General features: G+C 68.7%; 15 protein-coding genes and 1 pseudogene. 6 read left to right on the forward strand and 10 right to left on the reverse strand.

From position 1 onward, the window contains the following. Positions 1–2 precede the first annotated feature (2 nt). Positions 3–863, reverse strand: coding sequence for a pirin family protein (locus LE197_RS08300; RefSeq protein ID WP_003089646.1), 861 nt, complete (start codon positions 861–863; stop codon positions 3–5). 100 nt (positions 864–963) lie between these two features. On the opposite strand from LE197_RS08300, the gene LE197_RS08305 reads away from it, so the two are divergent. After that, entirely contained in the window at positions 964–1,902 is a 939-nt protein-coding gene (locus tag LE197_RS08305; RefSeq protein WP_023108129.1) for a LysR substrate-binding domain-containing protein, read from the forward strand. A gap of 3 nt (positions 1,903–1,905) precedes the next feature. On the opposite strand, the pseudogene LE197_RS08310 reads toward LE197_RS08305, so the two are convergent. Continuing rightward, positions 1,906–2,004: pseudogene (locus LE197_RS08310) on the reverse strand (trehalase family glycosidase); the annotation flags it as partial. A gap of 419 nt (positions 2,005–2,423) precedes the next feature. Between LE197_RS08310 and LE197_RS08315 the strand changes: the two are divergent. From LE197_RS08315 to LE197_RS08335, 5 genes are all read left to right on the forward strand, one after another. Next, on the forward strand, positions 2,424–2,849 hold the full coding sequence (locus tag LE197_RS08315) for a membrane protein (protein WP_031692907.1): 426 nt from the start codon (positions 2,424–2,426) through the stop codon (positions 2,847–2,849). Then, the gene (locus tag LE197_RS08320) at positions 2,842–4,155 is read left to right on the forward strand and encodes a PQQ-dependent sugar dehydrogenase (protein WP_031692908.1); all 1,314 of its coding nucleotides are present in this window, start codon (positions 2,842–2,844) and stop codon (positions 4,153–4,155) included. Before LE197_RS08315 ends, LE197_RS08320 begins: the two co-directional genes overlap by 8 nt. A gap of 178 nt (positions 4,156–4,333) precedes the next feature. Continuing rightward, on the forward strand, positions 4,334–5,743 hold the full coding sequence (locus LE197_RS08325; protein WP_015502875.1) for an aspartate aminotransferase family protein: 1,410 nt from the start codon (positions 4,334–4,336) through the stop codon (positions 5,741–5,743). A 77-nt stretch (positions 5,744–5,820) separates the two neighbouring features. Next, entirely contained in the window at positions 5,821–6,039 is a 219-nt protein-coding gene (locus LE197_RS08330; protein ID WP_003089636.1) for an MbtH family protein, read from the forward strand. Then, a complete protein-coding gene (locus tag LE197_RS08335; RefSeq protein ID WP_003105945.1) occupies positions 6,040–6,804 on the forward strand; it encodes a thioesterase II family protein in 765 nt (254 codons plus the stop codon). A 99-nt stretch (positions 6,805–6,903) separates the two neighbouring features. Here the strand turns inward: LE197_RS08335 and LE197_RS08340 are convergent, their stop codons facing one another. The 8 genes from LE197_RS08340 to LE197_RS08375 are packed head-to-tail and all read right to left on the reverse strand — an operon-like array spanning position 6,904 to position 13,088. Further along, positions 6,904–7,821: a metal ABC transporter solute-binding protein, Zn/Mn family gene (locus tag LE197_RS08340; RefSeq protein ID WP_003111290.1), complete on the reverse strand. Its 918-nt coding sequence runs from the start codon at positions 7,819–7,821 to the stop codon at positions 6,904–6,906. Continuing rightward, positions 7,818–8,723, reverse strand: a complete 906-nt coding sequence (locus LE197_RS08345; protein ID WP_003106903.1) for a metal ABC transporter permease — start codon at positions 8,721–8,723, stop codon at positions 7,818–7,820. Before LE197_RS08345 ends, LE197_RS08340 begins: the two co-directional genes overlap by 4 nt. Continuing rightward, entirely contained in the window at positions 8,720–9,475 is a 756-nt protein-coding gene (locus tag LE197_RS08350; protein WP_014602888.1) for a metal ABC transporter ATP-binding protein, read from the reverse strand. The genes LE197_RS08345 and LE197_RS08350 overlap by 4 nt, the downstream gene beginning before the upstream one ends. Then, entirely contained in the window at positions 9,472–10,425 is a 954-nt protein-coding gene (locus LE197_RS08355; RefSeq protein ID WP_031692910.1) for a metal ABC transporter substrate-binding protein, read from the reverse strand. The genes LE197_RS08350 and LE197_RS08355 overlap by 4 nt, the downstream gene beginning before the upstream one ends. A gap of 32 nt (positions 10,426–10,457) precedes the next feature. Then, a complete protein-coding gene (locus LE197_RS08360; RefSeq protein ID WP_031692911.1) occupies positions 10,458–11,018 on the reverse strand; it encodes a DUF6162 family protein in 561 nt (186 codons plus the stop codon). Further along, positions 11,015–11,344, reverse strand: a complete 330-nt coding sequence (locus tag LE197_RS08365) for a hypothetical protein (RefSeq protein ID WP_003089624.1) — start codon at positions 11,342–11,344, stop codon at positions 11,015–11,017. Before LE197_RS08365 ends, LE197_RS08360 begins: the two co-directional genes overlap by 4 nt. Next, positions 11,341–11,880 carry a hypothetical protein gene (locus tag LE197_RS08370; RefSeq protein WP_003111932.1) on the reverse strand — a complete coding sequence of 180 codons (540 nt, stop codon included), beginning with the start codon at positions 11,878–11,880 and terminating at the stop codon, positions 11,341–11,343. Before LE197_RS08370 ends, LE197_RS08365 begins: the two co-directional genes overlap by 4 nt. Then, a complete protein-coding gene (locus LE197_RS08375; protein ID WP_031692913.1) occupies positions 11,877–13,088 on the reverse strand; it encodes a PepSY-associated TM helix domain-containing protein in 1,212 nt (403 codons plus the stop codon). Before LE197_RS08375 ends, LE197_RS08370 begins: the two co-directional genes overlap by 4 nt. Positions 13,089–13,151 lie beyond the last annotated feature (63 nt).

Below are 13,151 nucleotides of genomic sequence, written 5' to 3' on the forward strand. Positions count from 1 at the left end.
CTTCAGTGGGCGCGGATGAAGCGCCCGTTCTCGAAGTCCTCGATGGCCTGGTCGATTTCTTCGCGGCTGCTCATCACGAAGGGGCCATAGCCGATGATCGGCTCGTCCAGCGGCTCGCCGCTGAGCACCAGCAACTGCACGTCGTTGTTGGCTTCCAGTTCCAGCCGCGGGTCGTCGCGGTCGAGCAGGGCGACCTGGGCTTCGCGAACGATCTCGTCGCCGACCGCGAGGGTGCCGCGCAGGACCACCACGGCGCAGGTATGTCCCTTGGGCAGGTCGAGGGCGAGGTGCTTGCCGGCCTTCAGCTGCACGTCCCAGACCGCCAGCGGCGAGTGGGTCAGCGCCGGCCCCTGGTGGCGCCCGTAGCGTCCGGCGATCACCCGCAGTTCGCCGGCCCTGTCGGGCAGGCCGACGCGGGGAATGTCGGCATCCAGCAGGGTCTGGTAGCGCGGCGGGTTCATCTTGTCGCTGGAGGGCAGGTTGACCCATAGCTGGACCATTTCCAGCGTTCCACCTGTGCTACGGAAGCGTTCCGAGTGGTACTCCTCGTGGAGGATCCCGGAGGCCGCCGTCATCCACTGCACATCCCCCGGCCCGATGCGTCCGCCGGCGCCGGTGGAGTCGTGGTGCTCGACCTCGCCCTGGTAGACGATGGTCACCGTCTCGAAGCCGCGATGAGGATGCTGGCCTACGCCGCGGCGCTGCTGTGCGGGGGGGAAATCAGCAGGCCCGGCGTAGTCCAGCAAGAGGAACGGGCTGATATGCTGGCCCAGTGTGTTGTAGGAAAAGAGCGAACGAACGGGGAATCCGTCGCCCACCCAATGGCGGTTGGCGTTGCCGTAGATTCCCAGGACCTTTTTCACGTCGGTGCTCCTCGATTGAGTCGATGGAGCGATACGCTAGTTCCCGGGAGTGGGAACCGGTAGTCCGCAAATCAAGTCTCAGAGTCTCGCAGGTGGAACGATGAGTGGTGAGCTGGTGTTCGATCTGAACGCGCTTTTCATCTATGCCAAGGTGGTCGAGCACGGTGGTTTCGCCCCCGCCGGGCGGGTGCTGGGAATTCCCAAGTCGACCATCAGCCGCAAGGTCGCGCAGCTCGAGGCACGCCTGGGCGTGCGCCTGGTGCAGCGCTCGACGCGGCAATTCCAGGTGACCGAGATCGGCCAGGCCTATTACCGTCATTGCGTGGCGATGACGGTGGAAGCGGAGGCCGCCGAGGACGTCATCGAACAGAACCGCTCGGAGCCGTGCGGAATGGTCCGCCTGACCTGCTCGACGCCGTTGCTGCACTTCGAACTGGCGCCGATGCTGGCGCGCTTCATGGCGCAGTACCCGAACGTCGAGCTGTACGTGAAGACCTTCAATCGCCGGGTCGACGTGATCGCCGAAGGCTACGACGTCTCGCTGTCGCTGCGTTTCCCGCCGCTGGAGGACAGCGACCTGGTGATGAAGGTGCTGGCACGCAGCCCGCAGGTGCTGGTGGCCAGCCCGGAGCTGCTGGCCCGCTACCGCCCGCCGGAGCTGCCGGCCGACCTGTCGGCGATGCCCTACGTCGGCTGGGAGCGTTCGCGCCTGGACGGCAGCCTGCGGCTGGTCGGCGCGGATGGCAGCAGCGCCGCCCTCAACCTGCGCCCGCAACTGCTCAGCGACGACCTCGGCACCTTGCGCCAGGCGGTGCTGGAGGGCGTCGGGATCGGCGGCCTGCCGCTCTGCGTGGTCAGTCGCGACCTGGCCGAGCGCCGGTTGGTGCGGGTGCTGCCGGAGTGGACGCCGGTGGAGGGCATGGTGGTGGCGGTGTTCCCCTCGCGGCGCGGGCTGTTGCCTTCGGTCCGCGCGCTGATCGACTTTCTCGCCGCTGGCTTCGCCGACACCGCGCAGCGCCAGTACCTGGCGCCGGGCTGAGGCTCAGCGGCCGGCGCCCGGGCCGTAGAGTCGGAGCGGTTGCAGGGTGACGCCGTTGGATCAGCCGAAACCGTCCTGCAGCGGGTACTCGCCACCGCCGCCCTGGAGGAGCAGGACCCAGGCCGCGAGCAAGACGCGGGGCAGAGCGGTTCGATCAGGCATCGGCTGTCTCCTCTTCGGCAAACGCCGGGCGCGGATCGGTCGCCGGCGGAGTGCGCCTGGGGCGGCGTGGCAACCCGGCGGGAGGGCCGGGAAGGGCGCTACCCCTGTTTCGGTGAGTCGCGGCGCACGAAGTTCCATCGCAAGGGTCGCCAACGTACCTATCGCTTCCGACAGGTCCTTGTGGATGAACTCCAGCGTTTCGCGCAGGTCCTTCGCAGAAGGGGCGCGAGCGCCCCCAGTTGCCGTTTCGCCGTGTCGCTCCCCGCCGCCTGCGTTTTGTGCAGGGCCTCGGCGGCGCGTATCTCCTGCCCGTCCCTTCACGTCGGGAAGCCTGCGTTTCCCGAGAGGAGTGTTTCACAATGGCCACCGCACTACGCTTCAGACCCCTGGACGCCTTCTACAACGTCCTCAACCCGGTTCCCTTCGGTTTCTTCGTCGCCGCCCTGGTCTTCGATGCCATCTATTTCACCACGGCGGAGGTGATGTGGGGCAAGAGCGCGGCCTGGCTGATCAGTCTCGGCCTGCTGTTCGCCATCCTGCCCTGCATCGTCGACCTGTGCCGCGTATGGCTGCTGCGGCGCGCGGCGGTCGTCGCGGCGGCCAGGGTTTCCTCCTTGCTGAAGTTCGCCGGCATCGTCCTGGCCATCTTCAATGCCTTCGTGCACAGCCGCGACGCCTATGCGGTGATGCCGGCCGGGCTATGGCTGTCGATCGCGACGGTGCTGCTGCTGGCGCTGGGAGAGGCGCTCCTGGCGGTATCCGCGGAGGAGGTGGCGCATGGCTAGCCTCCACTCGCTGCGTCCCGTCGCGCTTGCCGTCGGCCTGGTCCTGGCCGGCTGCAACCAGGGGTCGCAGAACGATCCGCAGCAGCAGACCGGCGCCAATCCGGCGCTTCCGGAACCGAAGCACTTCCTCCTGCCGCCGATGAAGGTACCGGAAGGCGTGGGCTGGTCGGGAGAGGCCCAGCCGACGGTGGCGCAGGGCCTGAAGATCGAGAAGATCGCCGATGGCTTGCAACACCCTCGCCAACTGCTGGTCTTGCCCAACGGCGATGTGCTGGTGGTGGAGGCCAACTCGCCCGGCACCGCGCCGGTGACCACGCCGAAGCAACTCATCGCGGGGATGGTCAAGGGGAAGTCCGGCAAGGCCGGCAAGGGCGGCAACCGCATCACCCTGCTGCGCCGCGCCGGAGACCACTGGCAGAAGTACGTGTTCCTGGAAGGGCTGGACTCGCCGTTCGGCGTGCAGCGGGTGGGGGATTACCTGTATGTCGCCAATACCGGGAATATCATGCGCTACCGCTACGTGCCGGGTGAAACCCGGGTCGCCGACCCGGGGATGGAGTTCACCGACCTGCCGGACACCATCAACCACCACTGGACCAAGGCGCTGCTCGCCAGTCCCGACGGGCGCAAGCTCTACGTGGGCGTCGGTTCGAACAGCAACATCACCGAGAACGGCGCGGCGATCGAATACCGTCGCGCGGCGATTCTCGAGGTGGACGTCGCCAGCCGCGGCAGCCGCATCTACGCCTCCGGCCTGCGCAACCCGACCGGCCTGCAGTGGGAACCGGTCTCCGGCAAGCTGTGGACCATCGTCAACGAGCGTGACGAGATCGGCAACGACCTGGTCCCGGACTACCTGACCTCGGTACGGGAGGGCGGCTTCTACGGCTGGCCCTACAGCTACTTCGGCCAGCACCTGGATTCGCGGGTGAAGCCGCAGCGTCCCGACCTGGTGGCGAAGGCCATCGTCCCCGACTACGCGCTGGGTTCCCACGTGGCCGCGCTGGGCCTGTTCTTCTACACCGGCAACGAGTTGCCCGAGCGCTATCGCAACGGCGCCTTCGTCAGCGAGCACGGCAGTTGGAACCGATCGCCGGTCAGCGGCTTCCAGGTGGTCCATGTGCCGTTCGCCGACGGCAAGCCCGCCGGTGCGCCGCAGCCGGTGGTGACCGGGTTCGTCTCCGCGGACGAGAAGCAGTTGTTCGGCGCGCCGGTGGGGTTGGCGCAGGCGGCCGACGGCGCGTTGCTGATCGCCGACGACGTCGGCAACGCGATCTGGCGGGTGAGCGCCGCGGGCGCCGACTAGCGGCCCGCTCGACGGTGTCCGGGCCGGAGCTGGCGGTCCGGGCACGGTGCTGCGGTCCGGCGCAGTAAATCCGTGCGTCCCTCCTGCGTCTCCTGTGCATCCGATCCGCGAATGCCGCCCCTGGCGGCCGGATCGCCGGTTGCCAGTGGAACACCACCACGCCTTGAGGGTTGAAGACATGCACGTCGCCACCAGCGTCATCGAAGACCAGCCGCTCCGCGCCACCCCGGCGGAGGGCGAAACGCTCTACGAATTCTCCCAGTCGCCCTTGCTGGAACGGCAAAGCCGCCAGGAGTCCAACGCGCGCAGCTATCCGCGGCGGATTCCGCTGGCGCTGAAGAAGGCCAGGGGACTGTTGGTGGAGGACGTCGAGGGGCGCACCTTCATCGATTGCCTGGCCGGCGCCGGCACCCTGGCGCTGGGGCACAACCATCCGGTGGTGATCGAGGCGATCCGCCAGGTTCTGGCCGACGAGCTGCCGCTGCACACCCTCGACCTGACCACCCCGGTGAAGGACCAGTTCGTCCAGGACCTGTTCGACCTGCTGCCGCCGGCGCTGGCCGCCGAGGCGAAGATCCAGTTCTGCGGCCCGACCGGCACCGACGCGGTGGAAGCCGCGCTGAAACTGGTACGCACCGCCACCGGGCGCAGCACCATCCTGTCGTTCCAGGGCGGCTACCACGGCATGAGCCAGGGCGCGCTGGGGCTGATGGGCAATCTCGGACCGAAGAAGCCGCTGGGCGCGGTGCTCAGCACGGGCGTGCAGTTCCTGCCGTATCCCTACGATTACCGTTGCCCGTTCGGTCTCGGCGGCGAGGCGGGGGTCAAGGCGAACCTGCACTACCTGGAGAACCTGCTGAACGATCCGGAAGGCGGCGTGCAGTTGCCGGCGGCGGTGATCGTCGAGGTGGTCCAGGGCGAGGGCGGCGTGGTCCCGGCCGATCTCGACTGGCTGCGCGGCTTGCGGCGGATCACCGAGCAGGCCGGGGTGGCGCTGATCGTCGACGAGATCCAGAGCGGCTTCGCCCGTACCGGCAGGATGTTCGCCTTCGAGCACGCCGGCATCGTCCCCGACGTGGTGGTGCTGTCCAAGGCCATCGGCGGCAGCCTGCCGCTGGCGGTGGTGGTCTACCGCGAATGGCTGGACAAGTGGCAGCCCGGCGCCCACGCCGGCACCTTCCGCGGCAACCAGATGGCCATGGCCGCCGGTTCGGCGGTGATGCGCTACCTGAAGGAACACGACCTGGCGGCCCACGCGGCGGCCATGGGCGAGCGCCTGGCCGAGCACCTGCGCATCCTCCAGCGCGACTATCCGCAACTGGGCGATATCCGCGGTCGGGGGTTGATGCTCGGGGTCGAGATCGTCGACCCGCAGGGCGAGGCGGATGCCCTCGGTCATCCGCCGACCGACGGCGCCCTGGCCTCGCGGGTCCAGCGCGAGTGCCTGAGGCGCGGCCTGATCCTCGAACTGGGCGGCCGCCACGGCAGCGTGGTGCGCTTCCTGCCGCCGCTGATCATCGGCGCCGAACAGATCGACGAGGTGGCCCGGCGTTTCGCCCGCGCCCTCGGCGCGGCGCTGGCCGGCTAATTTTCCCGCCGGGCTTTTCGTTATCCAACGCAAGGGCCGTGCTGCGCGCGGCCGTTCGATCCCATCAGGAGCAAGCAATGACTTCAGTGTTCGACCGTGACGACATCCAGTTCCAGGTAGTGGTCAACCATGAGGAGCAGTATTCCATCTGGCCGGAATACAAGGAGATTCCCCAGGGCTGGCGGGCGGCCGGCAAGAGCGGCCTGAAGAAGGACTGCCTGGCCTACATCGAGGAAGTCTGGACCGACATGCGCCCGCTGAGCCTGCGCCAGCACATGGACAAGGCGGCCGGCTGAGTGGGCGGTACGCCCGTACGGCTGTTCTGCCTGCCGTATTCCGGCGCCAGCGCCATGACCTACAGCCGCTGGCGGCGCAAGCTGCCGGCCTGGCTGGCGGTGCGTCCGGTGGAGTTGCCGGGGCGTGGGGCGCGGATGGCCGAGCCGTTGCAGACCGACCTGGCGAGCCTGGCGCAGCAACTGGCGCGCGAGCTGCACGACGAGGTCCGCCAGGGCCCCTACGCGATGCTCGGCCACAGCCTCGGCGCCTTGCTCGCCTGCGAGGTGCTGTATGCCTTGCGCGAGCTGGGTTGCCCGACGCCGCTGGGGTTCTTCGCCTGCGGCACCGCGGCGCCGTCGCGACGCGCCGAGTATGACCGCGGTTTCGCCGAACCGAAGAGCGACGCCGAGCTGATCGCCGACCTGCGCGACCTGCAAGGTACGCCGGAAGAGGTGCTGGGCAACCGCGAGCTGATGAGCCTGACCCTGCCGATCCTGCGCGCCGATTTCCTGCTCTGCGGCAGCTACCGTCACCAGCGGCGCCCGCCGCTGGCCTGTCCGATCCGAACGCTTGGCGGCAGGGAGGACAAGGCCAGCGAGGAACAGTTGCTGGCCTGGGCCGAGGAAACCCGCAGCGGTTTCGAACTGGAGCTGTTCGACGGCGGGCACTTCTTCATCCATCAGCGCGAGGCCGAGGTGCTGGCGGTCGTCGAGCGCCAGGTCGAGGCCTGGCGCGCGGGGCAGGGCGCCGCGGCGTTGGCGGTGGAGTCGGCGGCGATCTGCTGATGCCCGCGAGGGCGCCATAGGCCCTGCGGCGGGTCCGATGTCGACGAAAAAAAGGCCGGGGAGTATTGCTCCCCGGCCTTTTTCGTTACGACGCGCGGCTCAGCCTTTACCGGCCAGCAGCCCTTCGACTATCGCTTTCATGTCGCTTTCCAGGCCGGCCACCGGGTCCGCCGCCTCGGTGTCCACCACTACCAGGCGTGCGCCGCTGGCGGCGATGGCATCGGCGAGGGGCTTGGGTGGTTGGCGATGGTGCAGGACCAGGGCGATGTCCTCGCTCTTCAGCTCCTCGGCGAAAGCCTGGATATTGGTCTCGGTCCAACCGTCGTCGGCCTGGATCTCCACGTCCAGCGGGTCCAGGTTGAGCCCGGCGAGCAGGTAGCCGAGGCGTTCGGAGAGGCTGATCACGCTGAGGTTGTCGGCCTTCGCCAGGCGAGTTTCGTTACTGGCGGTCGCTTCCAGCAATTGCTTCTTCAGCGTCGCCAGGTTGGCCTGGATGGTCGCTGCGGCGCCGGGCGCCAGGCGTTCCAGGTCGCTGGCAAGGACATCGGCCATGCGCCCCAGGTTGGTCGGGTTGAGCCAGGGGTAGGCATGCAGGTCGCTGCCGGGGCGCAGGGCGATGCCGGGCAGGGCGCCGTCCACCGGACGCGCGGCGTCGATCTCGACGATACGGATATTGCTACGGCGGGCCAGCGGGTAGAGCGGGTCGTCGCTCCAGATCGAGCGCAGGTCGATCACCGCGTCGGCCTGCCCGGCGGCCTTGGCCAGGCCGCCGGCGCCGCGCCCGGCGAAGAACGAGGCCTGGCGGCTGGCCGGCAGGTTGGCCGGGGCGACCCGTTGCAGCTTGACCTCGGTGTCCCGCAGCAGGCGTTCGGCGAGGGCGTGGGTGACCGGCAGGCTGGCCAGTACCGTGACTTGCGCGGACTGAGCCGCGGCCGGCGTCGCGGCGAGGGCCGGGAGCGGGCCGGCGAGTCCGGCGCAAGCCAGGGCCAGGGCGAGGCAATGGGGTTTCAGGTTCATCCGGGGGTTCCTTTCAGGTGCGGCAGGCAGCCGCGAGCGATGGCGGCGAGGCCGAAGGCCAGGCCGGCGACCAGGATGATCGCGGCGCCGGAGGGAATCGGCAGGTCGAACATGATCGGCAACAGGATACCGGCCAGCGTGCTGACGGTGGCGATCAGCACCGCCAGCCAGAAGAACCCTTTCAGCGACTGGCTGACCAGGCGCGCCGCCGCCGCCGGGATCACCAGCAGGGCACCGACCAGGATCGCGCCGATCACTTTCACCGCGGCGACGGTGACCAGGGTCACCAGGGCCACGAACAGGTAGTCCAGGCTCTTCACCGCGACCCCGCGCACCGCCGCCAGTTGCGGGTTGAAGCTGGCCAGCATGATGCGGTTGTACAGCGGCAGGGCCAGGCACGGCACCAGCACGGCGACCGCCGCCAGCACCGCGAGGTCATGGCCGTTCACGGTCAGCACCGAGCCGAACAGCACGTTCTCGAGGATATGCACGTTGATCTTGCCCGCCAGCACCAGCAGCAGGCTGGCGCCGAGCGCCAGGGACACCGAGAGGAACACCCCGATCAGGGTGTCCGGGGCCAGGCCGGTGCGGTTGCGCAGGTAGTTGAGTAGGACGCCGAACAGCAGGCAGTAGCCGAACAGGCTGCCGTAGGGCCCGGTGTAGGGCTCGCCGAGCAGGATGCCGATGGCCACGCCGGTGAGCGCGGCGTGGCCGACCGCCTCGGAGAAGAAGGCGAAGCGCTTGACCACCACCAGGGTGCCGAGGCCGCCGAGCACCGGGCCGATCAGCAGGCCGGCGAGGAGCGCGTTGACGACGAAGCCGTAGGCCAGGGTCTCCGGCAGGTAACCGGCGGCGGCCCAGGCCTGGACGGCCTGGCGCAGTTGTTCGTAGGCGTCGTTCATCGGCTGGCCTCCACGTTCTTCCGGGGCTGGGTGGAGAACAGCGTGAGCAGGCGTTCCGGGGTCAGGCTGCTGGCCGCCGGACCGTCGAACAGCAGGTGGCGGTTGAGACCGCTGACCCGGTCGGCGAGGCGGCCGACGGCCTCCAGGTCGTGCTCGATCCAGAGCACGGTGACGCCGGCCTGGCGCCAGTCCAGCAGCAGCCGCTCGAAGACCTGGATGCCGCCCTCGTCGAGGGCCGACATCGGTTCGTCCAGCACCAGCAGTTGCGGCGGCGGTACCAGGCCCTGGGCCAGCAGCACGCGCTGGCGCTCGCCGCCGGAGAGGGCGCCCATGCGCCGACCGCGCTTGGCCAGCATGCCGACCCGCTCCAGGGCCGCGTCGATCGCCGGGCGCCGGCTGCGCGACAGGCCGAGGAAGGCCGGACGGCGCTGGCACATGGCGGCCATGAAATCGTCGACGGTGAGCGGCAGGCCGCGGTCGAACTCCAGCGCCTGCGGCACGTAGCCGATGCAGCCGGGCGCGCCGGGCCACTCCAGGCGCAGCTCGCCGCGATGCGGCATCTGCCCGAGCAGGGTCTTGACCAGCGAACTCTTGCCGCCGCCGTTCGGTCCGACCAGCGCGTGCACGCTGCCGGCCTCGACGCGCAGGCGCACGCCATCGAGGATGCGGCTGCCGCCGAGGCTCAGGTCGATCCCGGCGAAGTCGATGGCCGGCCCGCAAGGCGTGGCGCAAAGCCGTTCGGCCACGGTCATGCGCCGGACTCCTGGATGGCGCGGACCACGGTGTCGAGGTTGCGCGCCATTTCTTCCTCGTACTTGCCGGCGCTGTAGTCGCCATAGGAAATGTGCGACAGCGAATAGAGCTTCACCCCGGACTCGCGCTGGATGGTCTCGACGTAGGTGGAGGGGAAGTCGATCTCGGAGAAGATCACCTTCACGTCCAGCGCCTTGAGCTGGTCGATGGTCTTCTTCAACTGGCTCGGACTCGGCTCGATGCCGTGGGCCGGTTCGACCACGGCGGTGACTTCCAGGCCGAATTCGCGCAGCAGGTAGTCGTAGGCGCCGTGGATGGTGGCGACGCGGAAGTCGGCGGCCGGGGCCTTGTTCAGCTGCGCCAGGGCGTCGGCGCGCAGGGCCCGCAGGCGCTTGGCGTAGGCCCGGGCGTTGCGGGTGTAGGCCTTGGCGTTGGCCGGGTCGAGCTTGCCCAGTTCGCGGGCGATGGTGTTGACCTGGGTGATCGAGGCACTGATGGACAGGAAGGTGTGCGGGTTGACCACCTTGCCGGCGCCGCGCGCGGCCATGCCGGTGGCGGCCAGCAGCGGCACCTTGGCGTTGGCCTCGATCACCGGGATACCGGGCTTTTCGCTGGAGGCGATCATGCGCTCGGCGAAATCGTCGTGGCCGACGCCGTTGAGCACCACCACGTCGAGCGTGCCGATGCGCTTGATGTCCTCGGCGCGCGGCTCGTAGGCATGCGGGTTGAAACCGGCGGGGATCAGCGGCACCACCTCGGCCTTGTCGCCGACGATGTTGCTCACGTAGCTGTAGTAGGGGTGCAGGGTGATGCCGATGCGCAGGCGCTTGCCGTCTTCGGCCTGGGCCAGCGGGGCGAGCAGGGCCAGCAGCAGGGCGGCCAGCAGGGCGCGGCCCGGGAGGAGGGCGGCGAGGCCGCGCGGACGGGATGAGCGACGGGAGAACAGCATGGAAAAACGCCTTCTGTGGACTCGATGTGCGATCAATGGCGGTGCTGACGGGTCACGCCGGCGTCGAAGCGGCTGACCACCTGGCGCCAGCCGGCGTCGGCCAGGGCTCGGGCGTCGCCCGGTACGGCGCCGGCAGCGGTCGCGGCGGGCTTCAGCCAGACTTCGGCGGGGCCGAGCAGCAGGAGGAACGAGCCGGCCACCTCGGGCTTGCCGCTGACGCCCAGGTAGCTCGGACGCCCGGCGCTTTCGCCGTGGCTCCAGCGGTGCTCGCCGCGGCTGCTCGCGGCGACGTCGGCGACGAAGGGCGGGAAGCCCTCGGCGGCCAGTTCGTCGACGGAGGGCGCGGCTTCGCCGTCGTCCAGGCGCGCCTGGATGTCTTCGGCGGCGACCTGCAGGTCGGCATAGATGCCCTGTTCGGCGGCATTCAGGTCGAGCCGGGCGTCCACCTGGTGGGCGTCCAGGGCTTGCGCTTCATGGGACTGCTGGCGCAGCCCGACCACCGTGGCGGCGAGGGCCAGGATCAGCACGCTGCCGAGCAGTACGTAGAGGGTTTCGTGGCCGGCGCCGGCCGGGCGGACGGTTTCGACGCTCATGGCGCGGCGATGTCGGCGTGGTCGATTTCCACCACGTGGCCGGGGCCGGCGTCGAACAGCACGTAGAACTCGCCGTCGGGACGCTTGAAGGTCAGGGTCGAGTCGGCGCCGAGCTTGCCGGGAACCAGGATCTGCTCGTCGTAGCCGATCACGTCGAGGGTTACGCCGGGGGCGCCGCTGCCGTCGGAGAAGCCGCCCTTGCAGCGGATCTCGCCGGCCTGCACTTCCTCGCATTCGCAGATCGGGTTGTGCGCCAGGGCCGCGCCGCTCAGGCCGAGCAACAGGGCGGCCAGGGGCAGGCGCCAGGGGCGGGTGTGGATGCTCATTGCTTACCTCGTTTGTTCAGCCAGGCCACGGTGGCGGGGGATGCCTCGGCCAGGGGAATGGAAGCCTGGTGCATGGAGCCGTCCCAGCCTTCCATGGTGATCCACAGCTCGGCGTCGGGCCGGGTGCGCGGCGGGATCGGCACGCTGGTGCCCATGCGGTAGGGGCTGCCGAAGAAGATCACCCCGGCGGCACGCAGGCTGCGCGGCTTGCCGATGCGCAGGTAGGTCGCCTTGACCTGGGGAATGCAGGCCTGGCAGAGGGCGGCATTGAAGTCCTTCATGAAGCCGGCGGGGCCTTCGTCGTGCGGCGGTTCGATACGCCATTCGGCGAGCTTGAGACTCCAGGGGCCTACCTGGACTTCGCCGATCTCGCGTTCACCCAGTCCGCTGCTGCCAGAGAACAACGCCATGTCGGCGAAATAACGCGGCATGAAACCGAGCGGGATCAGGATCAGCAGAACGTTCAGGTGGAAACGCCAGCGCAGCCAGAACTGGCGCAGCGGCGAAACGGGCTGGGCAACGGCGGCCTTGCTCATGGCTGTCCCTCCGCGGTCTGGTTGGCCATTACCGGCGCCGGCTTGGCCGGTTTCGGCTGGTGCGCCGGGCGCTTGCCGCGCTTGACCAGCGCGGCGGTGGCCTGTGCGGTGCGCTTACTCCAGATCAGCAGGCCGCTGAGCACCATCATGCTCAGCAGCAGGCCGAAGACGAACCAGATCAGCTTGACCCAGATACCGCCGAAATCGCCGGTGTGCAGGGGACGCATGGATTCGGTGACGAACTGCAGGGGGGTACGGTCGCTGAGCAGGCGGGTGGTTTCGATCTTGCCGGTATAAGGGTTCAGCGCGGCCGACTGGAACATGAGCGGATACCAGCCGCGTCCGGCCACGAACATCGGGCTGTAGGCGTTGCCGGGCAGGAACACCGCGCTGGCCTCCAGGCTGGGGATACGCCCGGTGACGAGCCGCACCGCCTCGTCCAGCTCGATGTATGGAACCTTCTGACCGGGTGCGGCGCGGGGCACGTCGGCGCGTGCGATGACCGGAGGGATGCCGTCGTTGGTCAGGGTGACGTGGTTGTCGGCAAGGATGGCCTGGATCAGGAACCAGGTGCCGGTGATGGAAATCAGGGCGATGAACCAGATCGACCAGATGCCGCTCAGGCGATGGAAGTCGCCCCAGAAGATCCGGGCGCCCTGGTTGATGCGTAATCTGGGTTTGAGAAAGCCCTTCCAGAATCGTTTATAGACCACCAGCCCGGTGATGAGCGATGCCAGCATGGGGAGGCCGAGCAGCGAGACCATGTACCAGCCCCAGCTGTAGCCGTTGTTGAACGGAACCAGCCACCATCCGTGCAGGGCACGGGTGAACTGACGAAAGTCGAAGGAGGGGCTTTCGCCCTGGATGGCGCCGGTGTAGGGGTTGATGTACAGGGTCGCCTCGCTGCCGCCGGGATAGCTGACCTCGGCAGTAAGGGCGAAATGCTCTTCGTCGGGGCGCTGGATGGATTCGACCAGGAGGTCCGGTTGGGCTTCGTTGATCGCCTTCAGGACCTGGCTGAAGCTGAGCGGCTCGGCATCTTCGTAGGGCTTGCTGGCCCGGACGTCAGGGTTGGCCAGCCAGACGATCTCCTGGCTGACCACCGCCAGGGTGCCGGTGACGCAGACGATCAGGACGAAGAACCAGATGGGCAGGGCCAGCCAGCTGTGGACGAGGAACCAGAGTCTGGAGCGGGACTTTTTCGACATGAGGCTAACGGTAGGTTAGGGGTCGTGGGCACCGACCATGGGTTGCGGGGACTGGATGCGCCC

The sequence above is a fragment of the Pseudomonas sp. PS1(2021) genome, from assembly GCF_020405165.1.
Lineage (GTDB): Bacteria > Pseudomonadota > Gammaproteobacteria > Pseudomonadales > Pseudomonadaceae > Pseudomonas > Pseudomonas aeruginosa.